Source organism: Stenotrophomonas sp. YJH_SMC_27, from assembly GCF_059369815.1.
In genome coordinates this window covers 391211-412636 of record NZ_JCAFTA010000001.1, presented here as the reverse complement: position 1 = coordinate 412636, position 21426 = coordinate 391211, and the positions used below count along the sequence as shown (strand labels likewise).

Genomic DNA, 21426 nt, shown 5'->3' with positions numbered 1-21426 from the left:
ATGGGGTCTACGGACTGTCGGTTAAACCACCCGGGCCCGCAACAGGTCATGAATGTTCAGGGCGCCGACCGCACGGCCCTGGCCATCGACCACGATCAGGCCGTTGATTTTCTGGGTCTCCATCTGCCGCGCGGCCTCTACGGCCAGCTGGTCGGCACCGATGGTGCGCGGGTTGCGGGTCATCACATCGGCGATCTTCGCGGTGCGCACGTCCAGCGCGCTGTCCAGCGCCCGGCGCAGGTCGCCGTCGGTGAACAGGCCGATCAGCACGCCATCGGCGTCGACCACGGCGGTCATGCCGAGCCGCTTGCGGCTCATTTCCACCAGCGCCTCGCTGAGGCTGGCATCGGCGCCCACGCTGGGCAGGTCGTCGCCGGTGTGCATGACATCGGTGATGTGCAGCAGCAGGCGACGGCCGAGGCTGCCGGCCGGGTGCGAGCGGGCGAAGTCGTCGGCGGTGAAGCCGCGCGCGTCAAGCAGGGCTACGGCCAGCGCATCGCCCATCGCCAGCGAGGCGGTGGTGCTGGAGGTCGGCGCCAGCGCCAGCGGGCAGGCCTCGGCCGGCACGCTCACATCCAGGTGGATGTCGGCGGCCGTGGCCAGGCTCGACTGCGGGCGGCCGGTCATGGAAATCAGCACGTTGCCCTGGCGCTTGAGCACAGGCAGCAGCATCAGCACCTCATCGGACTCGCCCGAATAGGACAGGGCCAGCACCACGTCGGCTTCGGTGATCATGCCCAGGTCGCCGTGGCCGGCTTCGCCGGGATGCACGTAGAACGCCGGTGTGCCGGTGGAGGCCAGGGTGGCGGCGATCTTGCGGGCAATGTGGCCGGATTTGCCCATGCCGGTGGCGACCACCCGGCCGCGGCTGGCCAGGATCGCCTCGCAGGCCTGCTGGAAAGCCTCGCCAAGGCGGTCGGCGACGGCATCCAGCGCCTGCCGCTCGATCTCGAACACGCGGCGGCCACTGGCGACCAGGCCGGCAGGGTCGACGGAACGGGGGGGCAACAGGGATTCGGCCATGCGGACGCCACGCAGCGGAAGTAGAATGGAGGCACATTTTATTAGGAAAGCCCGTTGGACGCCGACACCATCCGCAATCTGATCGAAACCGGCCTGCCTGGCGCCCGCGCCGACGTGCAGGGCGATGATGGCGTGCATTTCGAAGCGACCGTGGTCTGCGAGGCGTTCGCCGGCAAGATGCCGCTGGCCCGCCACCGCATGGTCTATGCCACGCTGGGCGACCTGATGGGCGGCGCGATCCACGCGCTGGCGCTGAAAACCGTGACCCCGGCCGAAGCCGGCTGAACCGCAGAAGATCCCGAATACATGGCCAAGATCGTTGTGACCGGCGGCGCTGCGCTGCACGGTGAAGTGAGCATCTCCGGCGCCAAGAACGCCGTCCTCCCCATCCTCTGCGCGACTCTGCTGGCCGATGAGCCGGTGGAGATCACCAACGTGCCGCACCTGCACGACGTGGTCACCACGGTCAAGCTGCTGGGCGAACTGGGTGCCAAGGTCACCATCGACCAGGGCACGCTGTCGCGTGGCAGTGCGATCGTGGTCGACCCGCGCTCGGTCAACCAGCATGTTGCACCGTACGAGCTGGTCAAGACCATGCGCGCCTCGATCCTGGTGCTGGGCCCGCTGCTGGCCCGCTTCGGCGCGGCGGAAGTGTCGCTGCCCGGCGGCTGCGCGATCGGTTCGCGTCCGGTCGACCAGCACATCAAGGGCCTGCAGGCGCTGGGTGCCGAGATCGTGGTCGAGAACGGCTTCATCAAGGCCACTGCCAAGCGGCTGAAGGGCGGCCATTTCACCTTCGACATGGTCAGCGTCACCGGCACCGAGAACGTGCTGATGGGCGCGGTGCTGGCCGAAGGCACCACCATCCTCGACAACTGCGCGATGGAACCGGAAGTGACCGATCTGGCGCATTGCCTGATCGCGCTGGGCGCGAAGATCGAAGGCCTGGGCACTGCCCGCCTGGTCATTGAAGGCGTCGAGCGCCTGTCCGGCGGCCGCCACGAAGTGCTGCCCGACCGCATCGAAACCGGTACCTTCCTGGTCGCTGCGGCGATGACTGGCGGCAAGGTCACGGTCAACCGTGCGCGCCCGAACACCATGGACGCGGTGCTGTCCAAGCTGGTCGAGGCCGGTGCGAAGATCGAGACCACCGACGACACCATCACCCTGGACATGCAGGGCAAGCGGCCGAAGGCGGTCAACCTGACCACCGCGCCGTACCCGGCATTCCCGACCGACATGCAGGCCCAGTTCATGGCGCTCAACTGCGTGGCTGACGGCGTGGGCGTGATCAACGAAACGATCTTCGAGAACCGTTTCATGCACGTCAACGAACTGCTGCGCCTGGGCGCGGACATCCAGGTTGAAGGCCACACCGCCATCGTGCGTGGCAGCGAGCACCTGAGCGGTGCGCCGGTGATGGCCACCGACCTGCGTGCGTCGGCCTCGCTGATCCTGGCCGGCCTGATGGCCAGCGGCGAGACCACCATCGACCGCATCTACCACCTTGATCGTGGCTACGAGAACATCGAAGAGAAGCTGTCTTCGCTCGGCGCCACCATCCGGCGCGTGCCATGATCCTGCGTGGCAAGTTCAGCCCGCGTCGCAAGGCACTGCTGGCCCTGGTGCTGATCGTGCTGGCGTGGCTGGGCTATGCCTGGTACGCCAACATCGCCATTACCCAGGGCATCGAGCAGAAGGACATGGACTGGAATGGCGACGGCACGGTCTCGCGTGACGAGATCATCGAATCGTTCTACGCGGTCGCGGTGAACGACAGCCAGGACGGCAACCGCCATTGCCGCACCTTCGTCTGGCGCAGCACCGGCGAGCAGATCCGCGTGGACTGCCGCACCGAGTTCAAGCCCGCTGCGGCCGAGGAAAAGAAGTAAGAAAAACGCCCGCGAAAGCGGGCGTTTTTCCCGGGGCGTCCATCCACGCATGGCGTGGATCTACTCCAGGTTTCCAGTAGATCCACGCCATGCGTGGATGACGTGGATCTCCGGTCAGTTCAGCGCCTTGATGGTCAGGTCCAGCGCATCGCGTCCGCCCTCACGCTGCAGCATGCGCGCCGGCACCGGGAACTCCGGCACGATCCAGGCGATCAGCTCCTTGTTGCCGTCGGCGCGCGAGACCTTGGTGGCCTCGTAGCTCTTGCCGCCCACGCTGATCGATTCCTTGCCGACCACGCGGTAGGTCATGTTCTTGATGCGGCCTTCGTCGACCATGCGATAGGTCAGCGGCTTGCCGGCGGCCAGGTCACGGGTGATCGCCAGGTTGATCAGCAGCGCATCCATGTCACCGGCCTTCAGCGCGATGGGGCCGGCACGGTCCGGCTTGATGTCGCCGGTCCAGGTGGCCTGGTTGCTGGTCCAGTTGTAATTGGCCTGCACGTTGCGCTTCTTCACCAGCAGCGCCGAGCGGTCCTGGCTGCTCAGCGGGCGCAGTTGCCCACGTACTTCCTCGAACACGGTGCTCTGGCTCAGGTCGGCCAGCTGGTTCTTCACCTGCAGGCTGTAGCGCCACTTGTTGCTGCCTTCGTTGGACAGGGTCATCGTGCCGTTGGCCTGCATGCCCATGTAGCTGGCCAGGTAATCCGCCTTGAAAGGTTGCAGGGCCATGGCCGGCAGGCTGGCCACGGACAGGGCAGCGGCCGCGATCCAGGCGAGGGGGCGGGTCGGGATGCTCATGCTCAGACTCCTTGGTATTCGATCAGGCGCAGATCGACGCGGTCTTCGCCGTCTTCGCGTTGCAGGATGCGCACCGGGGTGGGGACCCCGTTGGCGATCCAGAGGATGGTTTCATTTTTGCCGCCGTTGGTCCGGTAGACCCGCAGCGCGTTGTAGGACAGGTCGCCGACCTCGACGTTCTCGGTCTGCGGCGCGGCCTGGTAGTCATGCTGGCGGACCTTGCCCATGTCCACGTAGCGGTAGTGCATCGCGGCGCCTGGGCGGGCGTCGCGCATGATTGCCAGATTGATCAGCAGCGCACTCTGGTCGCCCGGCTGCAGCGGAATCGGCTGTGCGCGCTTCTTCTCGACATCGCCGCTCCACTGCGCGGTACCGGCCTGCCAGTTGTACGTGCCGACCGCCTTCTTGCCGAGAAACAGGCCCTTGCGCACCGTGCTCTGGCTCAGCGGTGCATAGGTGCCAGCGCGCTCCTCGAAGACCGTGCTCTGCTCGATGTTCAGTCCCAGCACGCTGGCGAACCCGCGGCGGCCGACCACCTGCATGTCCACCCGCCACTGGTTGCCGCCGGTGTGGGTGACCTGCATGCTGGCATCGCCGGCCTCCTTGCCCTTGTAGAAGGCCTGGTAGGTGGCGCTGAACGGCTGCAGCGGCGGCGGTTCCCACGCCAATGCCGGCAGGGCCGGGGCCGTCGTTTCGGCCGGCGGCTGCACCGCTGGCGCCGGAACCGGCGAGGCAGGCGCCTGTGCCTGGCCCCAACCCACGCCGGGAAGCACGACAAGCGACAGCAGCAATGAAGTGGACAGCAGGGTCGTGGTCTTCATGGAGGACAGGAGCTGCAGGAGGGGGGCAGAATGCCAGCCCCGCAGTCAGCGGGGCGTGTGCGTGGGCGTTACCGGTTCAGGTTCCCGGCGGAATCTAGGACCAGTGGGCTAAACAGGGGGTGACCATCCAGCAGTGGCTGACCCTCCCGTTCAGCCAGGCGGCCGGCGCACAGCAGCTGCAGGGTGGCGATCAGCAGCGGATGCTCCACCGCCAGCACACGCGCCGCCAGGCTGTCGGCGTCATCGCCGCGCATCACCGGCACCCGCGCCTGGGCCAGCACGGCGCCGGCATCCAGCTCGGGCACCACCAGGTGCACGCTGGCCCCATGCTCCGCATCGCCGGCGTGCAGCGCCCGCGCATGCGTGTCCAGCCCCTTGTGCAGCGGTAGCAGGGAGGGGTGGATGTTGACCAGCCGGCCATTGAAGCGCTGCACGAAGTCGGCGCCGAGAATGCGCATGTAGCCGGCGCAGACGATCAGATCCGGCGCGACCGCGGCCAGTGCATCGCCCAAGGCCTGCTCGTAGGCGGCGCGGTCACCGAATTCTTTCGGTGCATGCGCCCAGCGCAGGCTGTCGCCGACCCGTTGCAGCGCGGCTGCGGCTGGGCGGTCGGAGAACACGCCGACAACCTCGGCGGGCAGGCGGCCGTCAGCAATTGCGTCAAGGATGGCCTGCAGGTTGCTGCCGCGGCCGGAGGCGAGCACGGCAATGCGGGTGGGCGTGCTCATTGCCGGGCACTCCGGCGGATCAACGGCCAGGTCAGCAGACTGCCCAGGGTCGCCAGCAGCATGTCGGCATGAGCGTCCCACATGTCGCCCTGCTGCCCGTTGTAGGCCTCGGCGGCGTCGGGCGACAGGGCAAGCGCGATGGCCCACTCGAACCACTCGTAGACCAGGCTGGCGCACATCACCGTCATCACCGCCAGGCTGAAGGCCTGGCCCAAGCGCAGCGCCGGCCAGGCATGCCGGGCCAGCTGCAGCAGCGCGGGGGTGAAGCAGACGCCGAACAACAAGTGGATGAGACGGTCGAAGTGGTTGCGCTGCCAGCCGAAGGCGGCATTCGGCGACCAGCCGGCCAGCGCCTGTGCCCAAGCGTCGTAGGGCACGTTGGAGTACAGCCAGCGCGCGCCCACGCAATGCAGTGCGATGAAGCCACAGATCGCGATGAAGGCGCCATTGCCCAGCCAGCCACGCCGGTCCACCCAGAGCAGGGCAGCCAGGCCGACGACGGTCAGCGAGCTGTGCAGGGCCTGTTCGACGGGCCACAGCGGATCGATCCAGCTGACCAGGAACACGGCCAGTACGGCGGCGAAGGCCAGCTTCTTGGGCAGTGAAACACGATAGCCGCGGGCAGTGGCGTTTGCGGCGGTGGCGGGCGCGGACATGTCGGATCGGTCAGGAGGAAGCGATGGGTTGCCTGCGGGCTCAGGCACTGAGGTGGTCGCCGCGGTCGAACAATGCGGCCATGTCAGGCTTGGACAGGAACACCCGGGCATAGGCCGTCAGCGCCATGCCCAACGGGCCGGCAAGCACTGCCAGCCATGCCGCGCGCTGGCACCAGGCCAGCCCGGTGCGGCGCGACAGCAGGCGCGCGGTGTGCAGCTGTACGAAGCCAAGCGCCGCCGCCAACAACGAAATGACCCCGTAGACCGTGCCCAGCGCCGCGCCTTCGTCCAACCCCCGGGAACTGGCGACCAGGCCGATGAAACCGAGGAAGGCCAACGCGGCCAGCCAGTGGAAACCTGCCAGCGCGTAGAACAGCACCTTCAGCGTCTGCAGGTGGCTGGCCAACTGCAGCTGCGCCAGGGTCTGCTGTGGCAATGGCGGAGGCGCGCCCGGCATCGTCATGCAGCCATGCCAGCTGCATCGAAGGCGGCCTTCACCTGCGGGCGCAGCAGTGTGACCAGGGTGAACACCCCTAGAACGGTGCCCAGCGGCGCGAACAGGCAGAGCAGGCCGGCCACGATCAGGCACAGCAGGTAACGACGCCGCCGGGCCACGCAGCGGCCGGCATGGATGACGAATGCGGCCATGCCCAGGCCGCCGGCGACGAACACGGTCCCCAGGACCGTGAACACCCAGCCGAACAGGCGCTGTTCGGCCGGCGACGAGGGCTGGCCCCCGGAGTTCATCGGCAGATGGCCGCTCAGCGCACTGATGCCGAGCACGATGTACAGAATGAAAAACAGCGAGAGCAGCGCAATCAGGCCACCGAACACATAGTGGGCGATGGACAGCGCGCGCAGGTGGTCAGCGTCCTGCCTGCTGAAGACCGGCACCGCCGCCAACGGCGGTGGTACCGGGGTGGGTGCCAGGGGGGGCGTTGCGTCCATGCGGGCTCCTGGTTGCCGGGCTCAGCCGATGTGGACGCGCTCGGCGCCTTCGGCGGTGACCACCTGGCCGATGGTCCAGTGCTCCAGGCCCTGCGCCCTGACCGCCTCGGACACGGCAGCCTCCTGGTCCGGCGCGACGATCAGCACGAAGCCGATGCCGCAGTTGAAGGTGCGCCACATCTCGCTGTCGGCCACGGCGCCTTCCTTCTGCAGCCACTGGAATACCGGCGGCAGGGTCCAGGACGAGGCCTGGATGTCCAGGCCGAGGCCGTCGGGCACCACGCGGATGATGTTCTCGGTCAGCCCGCCACCGGTGATGTGGGCCATGCCGTGAATGGCCTCGCCGTGTGACTTCAGCAGCGCCAGGATCGGCTTGACGTACAGGCGGGTCGGCGCCATCAGCGCATCGACCAGCTTCACGCCGCCTTCCAGCTCCAGCTCGGCCGGGCGGCCGGCACGGTCGTAGATGCGGCGCACCAGCGAGTAGCCGTTGGAGTGCGGGCCGGACGAGGCGATGCCGATCAGCACGTCGCCGGCAGCCACGCTGGCGCCGTCCTTCAGCTCGCTCTTCTCGACCGCGGCCACCGTGAAGCCGGCCAGGTCGTATTCGCCCGGGGCATACATGTCGGGCATTTCAGCGGTTTCACCACCGATCAGCGCGCAGCCGGCCTCGGTGCAGCCGTTGGCGATGCCGCCCACGACCGCCGCGGCGGTGTCGATGTCCAGCTTGCCGGTCGCGAAGTAGTCCAGGAAGAACAGCGGCTCGGCACCCTGTACCAGCACGTCGTTCACGCACATGGCGACCAGGTCGATGCCGATCGTATCGTGGCGGTTCAGCTGGTGCGCCAGCTTCAGCTTGGTGCCCACGCCGTCGGTACCCGACACCAGCACCGGCTCGCGGTACTTGTTGGACAGGTCGAACAGGGCGCCGAAGCCGCCCAGGCCGCCCATCACTTCCGGCCGGAAGCTGCGCTTGACCAGGGGCTTGATCCGCTCGACCAGCGCGTTGCCGGCGTCGATGTCGACACCCGCGTCACGATAGGTAAGGGGGGAGGGGGCGGAAGACGGGGTGTTGGTCACGGGCGTCGGCGCTGGCAGGGGTTGAACGGGCGATTTTAACAGGCCGCATTGGCGCAAAGGCCGTATTCGGGCAACAATTCCCCCGGATACGTCGAGCCAATGGATGTCCTGATGCGCCGCAGCCTGATTCTGACCCTGCTCCTTGCGCTGAGCCTGCCGGTGGCCACGATGGCCCAGAGCGGCCTTCGCACCGAGGGTGATGTCGCCACCGCCAGTGGCGCGTACGAGGCCGAAGTGCCCGTCAACAGCCAAGCCGAAGCCGATCGCAACGGCGCCCTGGCCCGCGCCCTGAGCGTGGTACTGGGCAAGCTGTCCGGTGATCGCAACGTGATGTCGCGCCCCGGTGTGGTGCAGGCACTGCGCAATGCCAAGGACTACGTGGCCAGCTACGACTACAAGCAGGACCAGAGCGTAGGCGCCAGCGGCGCGCCGAGCTTCCGGACCCTGCTGGTGGCCCGTTTCCGCGAGGACGACGTCGATTCGCTGGTCTCGGCGCTGGGCCTGCCGCTGTGGCCGCAGCCGCGACCAAAGCCGGTGGTGTGGCTGGCCGTGGATGACGGCAGCGGACCGCGCCTGGTCAGCGTGCAGCAGGCCAATGCCGCCCGCCCACTGCTGAACCGCGCCATCGAGCGCGGCTACAAGCTCGGCCTGCCCAGCGGCGGTGCCGCCGAGCAGGCGCTGGCCGGTGCCATCTGGCGCCAGGACAGTGCCGCCGTGGCCCGCGCCTCCTCGCGCTACTCACCGCCGATGCAGCTGATCGGCAAGCTCTACCGCGCCAACGGCGGCTGGCAGGCGGACTGGGTGTTCGTCGACAACGGCCGTGAGCTGAACAAGTGGACCAGCAAGGACGCCAACGCCATGCGGGCGATGGCGGCCGGCGCCGATGGCGCCGCCGATGCGCTGGTCAGGCGCTATGCGAAGGCCGGCGCCGCCGTCGGCCAGGCCGGAACCTACCGCGTGGTGGTCACCGGCATCAACAGTGCCGACGACTACCTGCGCCTTGCCGCCGGCCTGCGCGAGGTGCCGGTGGTGCGCAACGTCACCCCGCTGCATGCTTCGGCCGGCCAGCTGGAGCTGAGCCTGGAGATGACCACCGGCCTGGCCGGCTTCAACCGCATGCTGGGCGACAACGGTGTACTGGTGCCGAGCGCGCCGCTGCCGGCCCTGCCGACGCCGATCGACGACACCACCGGTGCCCCGGTCGCAGCACCGGTCAGCAATGAGTACCGCCTGCGATGACCCTGACCCCGGAAGCGGAAATCGCGCAGTTCCTGCGCCGGCTGAAGTACATCCTGTTCGCCGGCCTGGTCGGCTGGGTGGTGTGGCTGCTGGCCCCGATCCTGACCCCGTTCGTGCTGGCGCTGGCACTGGCCTGGCTGGGCGACCCGCTGGTGGACCGCATCGAGGCCACCGGCCGCTCGCGCATGACCGGCGTGGTGCTGGTGTTCGCGGCGATGGTGCTGGTGATCGTGGCGCTGCTGCTGGTGCTGGTGCCGATGATCGAGCGCCAGATCACCACCCTGATCGCGGTCGCGCCGCAGGCGCAGGCGTGGCTGATGGAAAAGGGGATTCCCTGGTTCGAGCAGAAGACCGGCCTGGAAGTGATGCAGTGGCTGGATCCGGACCGCCTGATCGAGTGGGTGCGCAGCCACTGGCAGCAGGCCGGCGGCGTCGCCACCACGTTCATGGGCTACGTCTCGCGTTCGGGTTTTGCGATGGTGACCTGGGTGGTCAACATCCTGCTGCTGCCGATCCTGGCGTTCTACTTCCTGCGCGACTGGGACAAGCTGGTCGAGCGGGTGGCCTCGGTGATTCCGCGCAACCACATCGGCACCATCACTGCGCTGGCGCGTGAGTCCAACGAGGTGTTGGGGGCGTTCATCCGCGGCCAGTTCCTGGTGATGCTGGCATTGGGCGTGATCTACGCCGGCGGCCTGTCGCTGGTAGGCCTCAAGCTGGGCCTGCTGATTGGCCTGATTGCCGGCCTGATCAGCTTCATCCCCTACCTGGGCGCGACCACCGGCGTGCTGATGGCGGTGATTGCCGCGCTGGTGCAGGCACAGGGCTTCGACCTGAAGCTGCTGATCCTGGTCGGCGTGGTGTTCACCGTGGGCCAGCTGCTGGAGAGCTACGTACTGACCCCGCGCATTGTCGGCGACAAGATCGGCCTGCATCCGGTGGCGGTGATCTTCGCGGTGATGGCCGGCGGCCAGCTGTTCGGCTTCCTCGGCATGCTGCTGGCGCTGCCGGTGGCGGCGGTGACCAACGTGCTGCTGCGCTATGCCCACCAGCGTTACCGCCAGAGCGAGCTGTACGTGGGCGAGAAGCCGGCGATCGTGCTTGATGGCGTGGTCGACGCCCCCCATATCATCGTTCCGACCGACAAGGGCCCCGACCTGAAGTGATGGGCGTGCCGCAACTGCCGCTGGCCCTGCATTACCCGCGGGACCAGCGCCTGGAGACCTTCATCGGTGCGCCGGATGGCGCGCTGGCGCAGCTGCGTGCGATCGCGGTCGGCGCCAGCCACGATTGGGTCTACCTGGAAGGCGCGGCGGGCACCGGCAAGACCCACCAGGCGCTGGCGACGTGCTCCAGCGCCGAGCAGGCCGGGCGCCTGCCGACGTACGTGCCACTGGCCAGCGCCGCCGGCCGCGTTCGTGCAGCGCTCGACGGGCTGGACGCACGCGAACTGGTGGCGCTGGACGGGCTGGACGAAGTTGCCGGCAACCGCGAGGACGAGATCGCGCTGTTTGATTTCCACAACCGCGCGCGTGCAGCAGGCGTGACCGTGCTGTACACGGCGCAGAAGGCGCCGGAAGAACTGGGCCTGGTACTGCCGGACCTGCGTTCGCGGCTGGGCCAGTGCGTGCGCGTGCTGCTGCAGCCGCTGGATGAGGAAGGTCGTGCTGCGGTGCTGCGCGAGCGCGCGCTGCGACGCGGCCTGGCCATCGACGAAGCGGCCATCGAGTGGCTGCTGTCGCACACCGGGCGCGAGCTGGGTGGGTTGATCACGCTGCTGGACTGGCTGGACCGCGAATCGCTGGCGGCGAAGCGGCGGATCACCGTGCCGTTCCTGCGCCAGGTGCTGGAAGAAGGCCGGCCTCGATACTGAGGGTGGGGTTTGTTTGCAGGGCTGCGCCCTGCACCCGCGGTAGTGCCGGCCGCTGGCCGGCAGCTTCAACAGCAACGTCAAAAGCGGGCTTCCTGAGGGGAGGCGGAGTGGCTCAGGTTGCGGGGGACGGCGCAAGTACGTCCCTGTAGCCTCGATCGCGCCATCCATGGCGCTCACGCCCCCGCAACCTGAGCCACCCCGCCTTCGACAGGTTCCCGCGATCTGCCGGAACTGCGTACTGCACTGCTGTTGGTGGGTGTCGACCTTGGTCGACACGTGTCTTGCTTGTGGTGGGTGACGACCGTTGGTCGTCACCAGAGCAAGCGCAGCGAAGCGACCCGCTCTTGCTTTTCTTTCTTTCTTCCATGGCTGGACGCCCACGGAAACTGTCAGAGGCCGGTCGGCGTGGGTTCGCGGGGGTGTCCGCGGCATGGATGCCGCGGCCAAGCCCCCAGGGACGGGTTCACGGCGTCCCCCGCGAATCCACACCGCCCGGCTAGCTCACAATGACAGTCGACTAACAGTCGACTCTACGCGTCCAGCCACGAGGGGCTCAGCCGTTCGCCGCCAATTCAGCATCCAGCGCGCGCAGGCGATCCACGGTGCCGACGTCGGTCCAGCGCCCGCGATGGTGCTGCCCGGTCATCAACCCCTGCGCCATGAAATGCTTCTGCAGCGGCACCACCGAGAACTTCGGCGGCAGCCGCTCGCTGCCCGGCGCATCGCCGATCACCGCGCGCCAGTCGGCCACGATCGAAGGACGGTACACGCCGATGCCGGCATAGGTCAGGCAGGGACCTTCGCGGTCATGGTGCAGCACCCCCTGCGTATCGAGGCGGTAGTCACCGTCGGGGTGTTGCGCCGGATTGTCGACCAGCACCAGGTGTGCCTGGCCCTGCGGCTCGCGCGGCAGCGTGGCGAAATCGAAATCGGTCCAGATATCGCCGTTCACCACCAGGAACGGGGCATCGCCCAGCACCGGCAATGCGTTGAGGATGCCGCCGCCGGTTTCCAGCGGGGTCGGCCCTTCGTGCAGGAAATGCAGGCGCACGCCCCATTGGCTGCCATCGCCCAGCGTTGCAGGGAACTGCTCGGCCAGCCACGCGGTGTTGACCACCACCTCGCGCACGCCGAGTGCGGCCAGGCGTTCCAGGTGCCAGACGATCAGCGGCTTGCCAGCCACTTCCAACAGCGGCTTGGGCGTGTGCAGGGTCAGCGGGCGCATGCGCTCGCCGAGGCCGGCGGCAAAGACCAGCGCCTTCATCGGGCCACGCGCATCGGTGCACCCAGCTCGGCCAGCGCCGGCTTGATGCGCTCGTCCAGCAGCTGCTGCAGCGGTGCCAGCTCGCGGTAGCGCGGCAGTACTTCATCCAGGTAGCCGATGAAGCGCGGCGCGTCGTCCAGGTAATGGCCCTTGTTGTCGCGGTAGCGCAGGCGGCAGAACAGGCCAAGGATCTTCACGTGGCGCTGGATACCCATCCAGTCGGCATCGCGCAGGAAGGTGGCGCGGTCGGGTACCGGCAGGCCGGCGTCGCGTGCGCGCTCGTGGTACTGCGCCAGCCACTCGTCCACGCGCTGCAGCGGCCAGCTCAGGAAGGCGTCCTTGAACAGGCTCACCGCATCGTAGGCGATCGGGCCACGCACCAGGTCCTGGAAATCCAGCACCGCGGGGCCGTCGTCGACCGGCATCAGGTTGCGCGGCATGTAGTCGCGGTGGGTCATCAGCTGGGCCTGGCCCAATGCGTTGTCCATCAACCGGCGGTGTACCAGCTGCAGCCCTTCGATCTCGCCGCAGTCCAGTTCCAGCTGCAGGTGGCGTTGCAGGAACCATTCGTCGAACAGGCCGGCATCGCGCTGCAGCAGCGCTTCGCCGAACTGGCCGAAGTCGGCCGGTACCGGGATCGCCTGCAGGCGCAGCAGCTGTTCGATCGAACGGCCGAACCATTCATCGGCGTTGCGCTCGTCGAGGATCCTGGCCAGGGTCGGGCCGCCGAGATCTTCCAGCAGCAGGAAGCCGGCTTCCAGGTCCTGCGCCAGCAATGCAGGTACGCGCAGGCCGTTGTCGTGCAGCAGGCCGCGCATGCGCAGCCACGGCCGCGGATCTTCCAGCCCCGGCGGAGCGTCCATCACGATGTGGCTGCCGCGCGTGCTGATGGTACGCCAGTAGCTGCGCATGCCGGCATCCACCGAAGCGCGTTCGACTACCGCGTTGGCGTCATCGAGCTGGGTACGGGCCCACTGCAGGCGCTGCGCGCTGCGCTGGGGATCGGAGGCGGGTTCGGTCATGCGGGCATATCCGGGCGCGCCGGGCGCGCCAACGTCGGGAGCAGGGGGGAAGGAGGGACGGGGTCAGCGGCGGCCGCTGAACAGGCGCAGGACGGCCAGCACGGCCACCGCGCCCACTACCGCACCGAGGAAACCGGCCGGTTCGCCGGGAGCGTACCAGCCCATGTACTGGCCGAACCAACCGGCCACCAGCGCGCCAATGATGCCCAGCACGATGGTCAGCAGGCAGCCCATGCGGTTGTTGCCGGGCATGAAGAAGCGCCCGAGCAGGCCGACGACGAAGCCGACCAGCAGGATGTACAGCCAGCTGCTGCTGCCGAACAGACCATTCATGTGCATGTGTTCCGCTTTGGGTGGACGCAGCCTAGCAAGGCCAGGCTGCGTCCGTCACGGTGTGCCGTAATCAGCAGCAGCCGTGGTCGCCGTGGCGGGTGCCGCTGTCGGCAGCCACCGGCGAACCGCTGGTCTCGCCGCGCAGGCTGGCGGCATAGTGCTCGCTGATCACCTTGGACACGCAGGCGGTGACCTTCTTGCCCATCGGGATGTGCAGGAACTCGTTGGGGCCATGTGCATTGGAATGCGGGCCGAGCACGCCGGTGATCATGAACTGCGCGCCCGGGAACTTCTCGCCCAGCATGCCCATGAACGGGATCGAGCCGCCTTCGCCCATGTACATCGCCGGCTTGCCGAAGAAAGCCTGGCTGGCGTCGTCAATGGCCTGGGTCAGCCACGGCGCCATGGCCGGTGCGTTCCAGCCGGTGGAGGCCTTTTCCAGGTCCAGGGTGACCTGCGCGCCGTTCGGCGGGTCGCGCAGCAGCGCTTCCTTCAGCAGTTCCCCGCAGGTCTTGCCATCGGCAGTCGGCGGCAGGCGCAGCGAGAGCTTCACCGAGGTCTGTGGACGCAGCACGTTGCCGGCCGATTCCAGCGGCGGCATGCCACCGACGCCGGTGACCGACAGCGCCGGGCGCCAGGTGCGGTTGAGCACCAGCTCGGTCAGGTCCTCGTTCATGGGGCGCAGGCCGTCGACCATCGGGAACTTCTCGAAGATCTCGGTATCCACCACTTCGGCCGCGCGCTTGGCCTGTTCCAGGCGTTCGGCCGGGATTTCCACGTTCATGCCGTCGATCAGGATGCGGCCGGTGTCCTGGTCCTCGATGCGCGACAGTAGCTGGCGCAGCAGGCGGAAGCTGGACGGCACCACGCCGGAGGCATCGCCGGAATGCACGCCTTCGTTGAGCACCTTCACGGTGAAGTTGCCGCCGGTCAGGCCGCGCAGCGAGGTGGTGCACCACAGCTGGTCGTAGTTGGCGCAGCCCGAATCCAGGCAGACCACCAGCGACGGCTTGCCGATGCGGTCGGCCAGGTGGTCGACGTAGGCCGGCAGGTCGTAGCTGCCCGATTCTTCACAGGCTTCGATCAGCACCACGCAGCGGGCGTGCGGCAGGCCCTGGGCCTGCAGCGCCAGCACCGCGGCCAGCGAGCCGAAGATGGCGTAGCCGTCATCCGCACCGCCGCGGCCATACAGTTTGTCGCCGCGCAGGACCGGGGTCCACGGGCCGAGATCGTCGTCCCAGCCGGTCATTTCCGGCTGCTTGTCCAGATGGCCGTAGAGCAGGATGGTGTCGTCGCCGGTTTCCGGGCCGGAGGCCGGAATTTCCAGGAAGATCAGCGGGGTGCGGCCTTCCAGGCGCACCACTTCAACCTTCAGGCCGGGCAGCTGTTGGGCCCTGGCCCAGTTCTCCATCAGCGTGACCGCCTGTTCCATGTAGCCGTTCTGCACCCAATTGGCGTCGAACATCGGCGACTTGTTGGGAATGCGGATGTAGTCGACCAACTGCGGGACGATTTCACTGTCCCACTTGTCATTGACGAATTGGCCGAGCTTGGCGCTGTCCATCTGAAACTCCGGTTGCATGGGCTGATCCCGCCATTCTACGCCTGTGCCACGGGTAGGGTTTTTCCTACATCACGTCGGGTATTTGGCTGGCTTTTAGAAATCCAGGAAACCGATAGGCTGTGTGCATGTGGTGACGGACACTGTTCCTACCGACGGGATTGCCGGTCGGGACGTCCAGAATCACAAGGAGATACACGTCATGCCTTGGAGTGTCGTGTTGAGGGCACTGGTGCTGGTCGTGTGGATCGCTGGGGCGCATGCCGCCGAACCGATCGACATCAACCGCGCCGATGCCCAGGCGCTGCAGCAGGGATTGACGATGGTCGGAGCCGCCAAGGCCGAGGCGATCGTCGAGCACCGGCGCAGACACGGCCCGTTTCATCGCGTCGAGGACTTGGCGCAGGTGAAGGGGATAGGGAAAGCCATCGTCGAACGGAATCGACAGCGGATCACCGTAGGCAACAGGTTGTTGCCGGCGGATCCGGTACCCGGATCGGTACCGGTGCGAACCGTACCGAGGCGCTGACAGCAGGAATCGTCGGAACCGGCAGGACGCTGGTTCACCGGTCACGGACAGGACGCCCGTGACCACCGACCGCCGCAGGACGCGGCACCACTCACCAGGATGGTGGCATCACAGACCTGTGGAAGGGGCTGAGATACAAACAGGACAGACGCGGCCGCGTGCAGGATGCAACGCTACCCCCACAGCGCAGGATGCGAGGGGGCGGCAGCAGGCCGACAAGGACGTAACGATTGCCCGGTACGACACATGGCTGTGTCGCCGGGCAATTTCATTTCCGGCGCCTGGTTTTGCCGCGGCCACCACGGGCCGATGGTGTACGGTGGCCGCTCCGCATGGAAAGGACCCCGCTGGATGCTTGTGCACCGCCCCACCAACCTGATGCTCGCCCTGGCACTGACCCTGCCACTGCAGGCCCACGCCGCTGCGCCTACGCCGGCCGCCAAGCCTGCAGCTGCCGCTGCGGCCACCGCCGAGGTACGCGGACCGACCGACCTCAAGCCGGGCGAATACCTGTGGCATCCGGAAATCTCGCCGACCGGCCCGATCGTGCTGGTGGTCAGCCTCGATGAGCAGCGCGCCTATGTCTACCGCAACGGTATCGCCATCGGCCTGACCACGATCAGCTCGGGCAAGGCTGGGCACGAGACGCCAACCGGCGTGTTCACCATCCTGCAGAAGGACAAGGACCACAGGTCCAACCTCTACAACAGCGCGCCGATGCCGTACATGCAGCGGCTGACCTGGGACGGTATCGCTCTGCATGGCGGCAGCCTGCCCGGGCATCCCGCCTCGCACGGCTGCGTGCGCCTGCCGCAGGCCTTCGCGCAGAAGCTGTTCAGCGAAACCCAGCGTGGCGATACCGTGGTCGTGGCCGACGCCAAGAGCTCGCCGATGACCCTGGCCTATCCGTCGGTACTGGCACCCGTGAATGCGCGTGGGCAGGCCCTGCCGGAGGCAGAGGGCGGAGCGCCGGCGCAGGCGTGGTGGAACGACAGCGTGGCCCCGGCCGGGCAGGTCGGCATCCTGGTCAGCCTGCACGACCAGCGCCTGTACGTGCTGCGCGATGGGGTGATGATCGGCGAGTCGCCGTTGAAGGCGGACGCGCTGCCGGCCTTCCAAGGGACCACGCTGTTCGTGATGGGGCAGGGTTACAGCGACACCCCCAGCCCGCTGGACGTGAACCAGCGCCTGCACCAGTGGACGGCCTACCCGTTGCTGGGCCAGGACCGCGCCCAGGCCACGCCGGACCTGCTGGCCACGCCCTCGCTGCCGATGGCGCTGCCGGCCGATTTCGCCCGCCAGCTGTACCAGGTGCTGGTGCCGGGCACGACCCTGCTGGTGACCTCGCTGCCGGCGGTCCGCCCAAGCCCGGCTGAATCTGGAATGCAGCCGGTCTTGGAATCCGAGCCGCCAGGGTCCACCCTCAAGGGCAACTGAGTCCCCTCGTTGTGCCCATGACTGCATCCCGCCTGTGCCGGCTGGCCGCGTTCGGCCTGCTGGCGACCTCGGCCTGCGCCCCGGCGCTGGCACAGACGCCCGCCCTCGCCACCTCTGCCGATGATCTGGCTGCCCTGCTGTCGCGCAGTGCGCCCAAGGCCGACCGCCACGTGTTGCAGCTGGCGGCGCGCGCCATGCGCTGCGCGCTGCAGCGGCCGGAGCTGGGCATCAACGGTGATCGGCTCAGCGTGATCGATTACTCGCGCCCGTCCACCGAGCCGCGCCTGTGGGTGTTCGACCTGGCCCACCAGCGCCTGCTGTTCGAGGAATGGGTGGCGCATGGCCGCAACAGCGGCGAGAACCGCACCGAGCACTTCTCCAACCGCGACGGCAGTTTCATGTCCAGCCTCGGCGCGTTCACCGCGCAGGAGACCTACATGGGCGGCAACGGCTATTCGCTGCGCCTGGCCGGCCTGGAACCGGGCTTCAATGACCGTGCGCGCGATCGCGCGATCGTCATCCATGGTGCGCCGTATGTGAACCCGGCCACCGCGCAGCTGCAGGGGCGGCTGGGACGCAGCCTGGGTTGCCCGGCGGTGCGGCTGTCGGTGGCCAAGCCGCTGATCGATGCGTTGCGTGGTGGCACGATGGTGTTTGCTTACTACCCCGACCAGGACTGGTTGAAGCACTCGCAGCTGCTGGCCGGCGGGTGCGGTGGCCAGGGCACGCTCGCCACGCGGTGATGCACGACGGCGCGCGGCATGATGCAATGCGCCGATGAACATCGACTCCCTGCTGCACACTCCGAGCCAGTTGATCTCCCGCCTGGACTACCGCCGCGAACGTTGGCGCAACGGCCTGGGCTGGACCCGCGAGATCCTGCGCCTGCCCGCGCAGGGGGATGACTGGGCGCTGCGCCTGTCGGTGGCCGAAATCGAACAGGACGCCGCGTTCTCCGCCTTCCCCGGCGTGGAGCGAGAACTGGTGCTGCTGCAGGGCAATGGCGTGCGCCTGCATTTCGAGGATGGCCGCGTGGCCCAGGTGCTGCCGCCGCACGGGCGCGTGCGCTTTGCGGGAGAGGAAAGGCTGCACGGCGAACTGGTGGATGGCACCACCCACGATTTCAACCTGATGTGGAAACGCGATCTGCTGCAGGCCGAACTGCTGCATCGGCCGCTGGTGGGCGCGATGTTCTTCTTCTGCGAACCGGGCGTGGCCTGGGCGTTGCATCTGCTGTCCGGTCAGGCGGAGTTCGGTGCCGACAGCGGCCTGCCCGCGCTACGGGCCGGCGATACCGCGTGGTTGGCGGCCGGCGAACGTCAGCGGCACGCGTTGCAGGGCGGTGGCGAGTTGTTGGCGATACGGGTCAGTGCGGCGGCGGGATGATGCCTGGGCGCCGGTGGCTCAATCCACGCATGGCGTGGATCTACTGGGGTGTAGTTGCCATGCCTGGACACGCCGCGCAGTAGATCCACGCCATGCGTGGATACGGCCGCCAATGCTGCGTCATGGTGCGAACCAAGGTTCGCACCCACCAGAAGGCGGTTCGCAGGCGTCGGTGCGTTCAGTAGATCCACGCCATGCGTGGATGCGGCAACCTCAATACACATCGCGCCGGTAACGACCGGCCAGCAACAGCGCTTCCTTGCCCGCAACACCCAGCACCTGTTCGATCACCGCATCCACCGCCGGGGCCATGCCCTGCAGGCTGCCGCAGACCAGGATCGTGGCGCCCTCATCCACCCACCGCCGCAGTGTTGCCGCTTCGGCCAGCAACCGGTCCTGCACGTAGCGATGCGCACCGCCATCGCGGCTGAACACTGCATCCAGCCGCGCCAGCGTGCCGTCGGCCAGCATCGCCTGCAGTTCTTCACCGAAGTGGAAGTCGTGCGTGGCGGTGCGCTCACCGAACAGCAGCCAGGTGCGGCGGGCGCCACTGCGCACGCGTTCGTGCAGGTGTGCGCGCAGGCCGGCGATGCCAGTGCCGTTGCCGATCAGCAGCAGCGGTACCTCGGCGGGCACGCCGTGGAAATTGTCGTTGCGGCGCAGGCGCAGCTGCACCGGCTCGCCAATGGCCGCGTGGTCGCACAGCCAGCCACTGCCGATGCCGGGTGTTCCGTCGGCGCGCAGCTGGCGGCGCAGCAGCAGCTCGACCGCACCGTCGGCCATCACCGAGGCGATCGAGTACTCGCGATGGGGCAGCGGTTGCAGGGTCGCCAGCAATGCGGGCAGATCACCCGGGGGAACCAATGAGGGCAGGTGCGAGCGCGCGACGCGTGCCAGCAACGTCTGCCCGTCATCCAGCACGGTATCCGCATCGAAGCGTTGTGCGTCCAGCCAGGCACGCACGGTGTGCGGTGCGTGCTGCGGGCCGATCTCGGCGATGTCACCGGCCTGCCACTGCGCATCTGCATCGGCCGGGGGCTGCAGGCGCAGCCAATACACCGCGCCGCCGGGGCTGCCCGGGTTCAGATGCTCACGTTGCAGCAGCGTCCACGGCTGGTATTCGGCCGGGCTCCAGTCGGGCAGTTCGCTGGCGCCGCCGCCGAGCTGGCCCAGCAATTGCTGCCAATGGCGCAGCGCGGCCGGATCGGCGTTGTCGACCTCGATCGCATCGAACAGCGGATGCGCACCGTGCTGGCGCAGCCATTGGTCGAGCTGGTGGCCGAATCCGCAGAAGTGGCCGTAACTGCGGTCGCCCAGTGCGAGCACGCCGTACTGCAGGTGCTGCAGCGCAGGCGGTGAGGTCATCACGCCGCGCAGGAACGGCAGCGCATGATCGGGTGGGTCGCCTTCGCCAGTGGTGCTGGCGATGAACAATGCACGCTGGCTGTCGACCAGCAGCGTGGCGTCGACCTCATGCAGGCCGCGCACACGCACCGGCACGCCGGCACCGCGCAATGCCTCGGCACTGCGTTCGGCCAGTTCGCGGGCAAAACCGGTCTGGCTGGACCAGACCATCAGGATCGGTGCGACGTCGCCAGAGGCAGCATCGTCGCGCGGTCGCCCACGCCACCGCAGTGCGGCGCAGGCCAGCGCATACAGTGCGGTGGCGATGATCGCGATCTGCGTTTGCCGTGCCGGCGGCGCGCCCTGCCACCAGGCTTCGCCGAGATGCAGTCGCAGCAGCGCCCAGGCGATCAGCGCCAGCAGGAGCAGGACCAGTGCGTTGCCAAGCCACGCGCGCGATGGACGTGCGCTCATGCGTCCTGCTCGTCGAGCAGGCGCTGGAAGGCGCTGCTGAGAAATTCCCGCGGGCCGTCTGCTGCACGCTGCAGGTAGCGTGCAGCCAAGCCTTCGCGTTCGGCCAGCGCCATGCCCTGTTCGTGGCCGAGCACGGTCAGTGCGGTAGCCCAGGCATCGGCGTGCATGGCGTCGTCGGCCACCACGGTGACCGCTGCGGCGACCTGGCGCACCGGCCTGCCGGTACGCGGATCGAGGCTGTGGCTGTAGGCCTGGCCATCGGCCTGGTACTGGTGCCAGCGATCACCGGAGGTGGCCACCGCCTTGTCCTCCAGCGCCAGCACCCGCGGTGGTGTTTCGGTGTGCGCGTCTTCTTCCGGTGCGGATTCCACCAGTACGCGCCAGGGGTGGCCGTCCGGTTTTCGGCCGTAGCCGGCCAGTTCGCCACCGACCTCGATCAGTGCAGCAGCGATGCCCTGATCGCGCAGCCAGGCGGCCACGTGATCGACGCCGAACCCCTTGGCGATCGCCGACAGATCCAGTTCCAGTCCGCCCGGTTGCAGCAGCGCATCGCCGCGCCATTGCAGGCGCTGCCAACCGCAGCGCTCGCGCGTGGCCTGCACGGTGGCGGCGTCGGGTTGGCGGCGTTCGCCGGCATGTGCACCGAAACCCCACAGTGCCACCAACGGGCCGACGGTGGGATCAAAGGCGCCGCTACTGGCGGCAGCGATGGCCTGTGCGCAGGCCACAACGTGGCGGGTCTCGGCCGGCAGCACGCACCATTGGCCCGCGTCGGCGCGGTTGTAGCGACTCAGGTCCGAGCCAGGCTCCCAGGTGCTCATCTGCGCCACCACCGCATCCAGCCGCGCCTGGATGCCGGCATGCAGCGGGTGCAGGTCGCGCTGGCGCGGCGCGACCAGCGACACGCTCCACGTGGTGCCCATGGTGGTGCCGCCGAGGCGGGCGATGTCGAGCTGGGAATCGGTCATGGTGATGCGTTGCGGCGGCGATGCCGGGGAATGCCCGGCATCGCGGTCCA

General features: G+C 68.1%; 24 protein-coding genes. 10 read left to right on the top strand and 14 right to left on the bottom strand.

From position 1 onward, the window contains the following. Positions 1 to 21 precede the first annotated feature (21 nt). Positions 22 to 1023, bottom strand: coding sequence for a KpsF/GutQ family sugar-phosphate isomerase (locus AC5P7R_RS01925; RefSeq protein WP_134732238.1), 1002 nt, complete (start codon positions 1021 to 1023; stop codon positions 22 to 24). A gap of 54 nt (positions 1024 to 1077) precedes the next feature. Here AC5P7R_RS01925 and AC5P7R_RS01920 point away from each other — a divergent pair, with 54 nt between their 5' ends. From AC5P7R_RS01920 to AC5P7R_RS01910, 3 genes are read left to right on the top strand one after another with little or no spacing between them, the layout of a single operon-like run. Next, positions 1078 to 1308: a BolA family protein gene (locus AC5P7R_RS01920; protein WP_005408396.1), complete on the top strand. Its 231-nt coding sequence runs from the start codon at positions 1078 to 1080 to the stop codon at positions 1306 to 1308. A gap of 21 nt (positions 1309 to 1329) precedes the next feature. Next, positions 1330 to 2601: a UDP-N-acetylglucosamine 1-carboxyvinyltransferase gene (murA, locus tag AC5P7R_RS01915; protein ID WP_126930492.1), complete on the top strand. Its 1272-nt coding sequence runs from the start codon at positions 1330 to 1332 to the stop codon at positions 2599 to 2601. After that, a complete protein-coding gene (locus AC5P7R_RS01910; RefSeq protein ID WP_032957609.1) occupies positions 2598 to 2915 on the top strand; it encodes a hypothetical protein in 318 nt (105 codons plus the stop codon). Before murA ends, AC5P7R_RS01910 begins: the two co-directional genes overlap by 4 nt. Before the next feature lie 114 nt (positions 2916 to 3029). Here AC5P7R_RS01910 and AC5P7R_RS01905 read toward each other — a convergent pair whose 3' ends face one another. From AC5P7R_RS01905 to purM, 7 genes are all read right to left on the bottom strand, one after another. Next, complete coding sequence (locus AC5P7R_RS01905) at positions 3030 to 3713, bottom strand: DUF3108 domain-containing protein (RefSeq protein WP_171952374.1); 684 nt, start codon at positions 3711 to 3713, stop codon at positions 3030 to 3032. Positions 3714 to 3715: 2 nt separating this feature from the next. Then, the gene (locus tag AC5P7R_RS01900; RefSeq protein ID WP_155029070.1) at positions 3716 to 4534 is read right to left on the bottom strand and encodes a DUF3108 domain-containing protein; all 819 of its coding nucleotides are present in this window, start codon (positions 4532 to 4534) and stop codon (positions 3716 to 3718) included. A 68-nt stretch (positions 4535 to 4602) separates the two neighbouring features. Then, on the bottom strand, positions 4603 to 5262 hold the full coding sequence (gene purN / locus AC5P7R_RS01895) for a phosphoribosylglycinamide formyltransferase (protein ID WP_134735833.1): 660 nt from the start codon (positions 5260 to 5262) through the stop codon (positions 4603 to 4605). Continuing rightward, positions 5259 to 5918 (bottom strand): DUF2238 domain-containing protein, encoded by a 660-nt coding sequence (locus AC5P7R_RS01890; protein WP_019659439.1) that lies wholly within the window; start codon positions 5916 to 5918, stop codon positions 5259 to 5261. The genes purN and AC5P7R_RS01890 overlap by 4 nt, the downstream gene beginning before the upstream one ends. A 40-nt stretch (positions 5919 to 5958) precedes the next feature. Continuing rightward, positions 5959 to 6381 carry a hypothetical protein gene (locus AC5P7R_RS01885; protein ID WP_111102984.1) on the bottom strand — a complete coding sequence of 141 codons (423 nt, stop codon included), beginning with the start codon at positions 6379 to 6381 and terminating at the stop codon, positions 5959 to 5961. Beyond that, a complete protein-coding gene (locus AC5P7R_RS01880) occupies positions 6378 to 6866 on the bottom strand; it encodes a hypothetical protein (RefSeq protein ID WP_227854464.1) in 489 nt (162 codons plus the stop codon). Before AC5P7R_RS01880 ends, AC5P7R_RS01885 begins: the two co-directional genes overlap by 4 nt. Before the next feature lie 21 nt (positions 6867 to 6887). Then, positions 6888 to 7946 carry a phosphoribosylformylglycinamidine cyclo-ligase gene (purM, locus tag AC5P7R_RS01875; RefSeq protein ID WP_134732241.1) on the bottom strand — a complete coding sequence of 353 codons (1059 nt, stop codon included), beginning with the start codon at positions 7944 to 7946 and terminating at the stop codon, positions 6888 to 6890. A 99-nt stretch (positions 7947 to 8045) separates the two neighbouring features. On the opposite strand from purM, the gene AC5P7R_RS01870 reads away from it, so the two are divergent. Genes AC5P7R_RS01870 through hda form a run of 3 tightly spaced genes read left to right on the top strand, consistent with a single transcriptional unit; the run spans position 8046 to position 11058 of the window. Next, positions 8046 to 9185: a DUF2066 domain-containing protein gene (locus AC5P7R_RS01870; RefSeq protein ID WP_019659435.1), complete on the top strand. Its 1140-nt coding sequence runs from the start codon at positions 8046 to 8048 to the stop codon at positions 9183 to 9185. Continuing rightward, a complete protein-coding gene (locus tag AC5P7R_RS01865) occupies positions 9182 to 10351 on the top strand; it encodes an AI-2E family transporter (protein WP_111099197.1) in 1170 nt (389 codons plus the stop codon). The genes AC5P7R_RS01870 and AC5P7R_RS01865 overlap by 4 nt, the downstream gene beginning before the upstream one ends. Continuing rightward, positions 10351 to 11058: a DnaA regulatory inactivator Hda gene (hda, locus tag AC5P7R_RS01860; protein WP_021202582.1), complete on the top strand. Its 708-nt coding sequence runs from the start codon at positions 10351 to 10353 to the stop codon at positions 11056 to 11058. Before AC5P7R_RS01865 ends, hda begins: the two co-directional genes overlap by 1 nt. A gap of 553 nt (positions 11059 to 11611) precedes the next feature. On the opposite strand, the gene murU is transcribed toward hda, so the two are convergent. From murU to AC5P7R_RS01840, 4 genes are all read right to left on the bottom strand, one after another. Next, on the bottom strand, positions 11612 to 12322 hold the full coding sequence (murU, locus tag AC5P7R_RS01855; protein ID WP_021202581.1) for an N-acetylmuramate alpha-1-phosphate uridylyltransferase MurU: 711 nt from the start codon (positions 12320 to 12322) through the stop codon (positions 11612 to 11614). Continuing rightward, on the bottom strand, positions 12319 to 13344 hold the full coding sequence (locus AC5P7R_RS01850; protein WP_021202580.1) for an aminoglycoside phosphotransferase family protein: 1026 nt from the start codon (positions 13342 to 13344) through the stop codon (positions 12319 to 12321). Before AC5P7R_RS01850 ends, murU begins: the two co-directional genes overlap by 4 nt. A gap of 63 nt (positions 13345 to 13407) precedes the next feature. After that, positions 13408 to 13677, bottom strand: coding sequence for a GlsB/YeaQ/YmgE family stress response membrane protein (locus AC5P7R_RS01845; RefSeq protein ID WP_019659430.1), 270 nt, complete (start codon positions 13675 to 13677; stop codon positions 13408 to 13410). A 70-nt stretch (positions 13678 to 13747) separates the two neighbouring features. Further along, the gene (locus tag AC5P7R_RS01840; protein ID WP_021202579.1) at positions 13748 to 15241 is read right to left on the bottom strand and encodes a M20 family metallopeptidase; all 1494 of its coding nucleotides are present in this window, start codon (positions 15239 to 15241) and stop codon (positions 13748 to 13750) included. Between the two features lie 199 nt (positions 15242 to 15440). Here AC5P7R_RS01840 and AC5P7R_RS01835 point away from each other — a divergent pair, with 199 nt between their 5' ends. From AC5P7R_RS01835 to AC5P7R_RS01820, 4 genes are all read left to right on the top strand, one after another. Continuing rightward, positions 15441 to 15767: a ComEA family DNA-binding protein gene (locus tag AC5P7R_RS01835; RefSeq protein ID WP_032955193.1), complete on the top strand. Its 327-nt coding sequence runs from the start codon at positions 15441 to 15443 to the stop codon at positions 15765 to 15767. 351 nt (positions 15768 to 16118) lie between these two features. Further along, positions 16119 to 17204, top strand: coding sequence for a L,D-transpeptidase (locus tag AC5P7R_RS01830; protein ID WP_206621317.1), 1086 nt, complete (start codon positions 16119 to 16121; stop codon positions 17202 to 17204). Between the two features lie 17 nt (positions 17205 to 17221). Continuing rightward, entirely contained in the window at positions 17222 to 17947 is a 726-nt protein-coding gene (locus tag AC5P7R_RS01825) for a murein L,D-transpeptidase catalytic domain family protein (protein ID WP_227853963.1), read from the top strand. A gap of 34 nt (positions 17948 to 17981) precedes the next feature. Continuing rightward, positions 17982 to 18590: a HutD/Ves family protein gene (locus AC5P7R_RS01820; protein WP_021202577.1), complete on the top strand. Its 609-nt coding sequence runs from the start codon at positions 17982 to 17984 to the stop codon at positions 18588 to 18590. A gap of 213 nt (positions 18591 to 18803) precedes the next feature. On the opposite strand, the gene AC5P7R_RS01815 is transcribed toward AC5P7R_RS01820, so the two are convergent. Then, entirely contained in the window at positions 18804 to 20408 is a 1605-nt protein-coding gene (locus AC5P7R_RS01815) for a sulfite reductase subunit alpha (RefSeq protein ID WP_021202576.1), read from the bottom strand. Continuing rightward, positions 20405 to 21376, bottom strand: a complete 972-nt coding sequence (locus tag AC5P7R_RS01810) for an FAD:protein FMN transferase (protein WP_031269621.1) — start codon at positions 21374 to 21376, stop codon at positions 20405 to 20407. Before AC5P7R_RS01810 ends, AC5P7R_RS01815 begins: the two co-directional genes overlap by 4 nt. Positions 21377 to 21426: the final 50 nt, after the last annotated feature.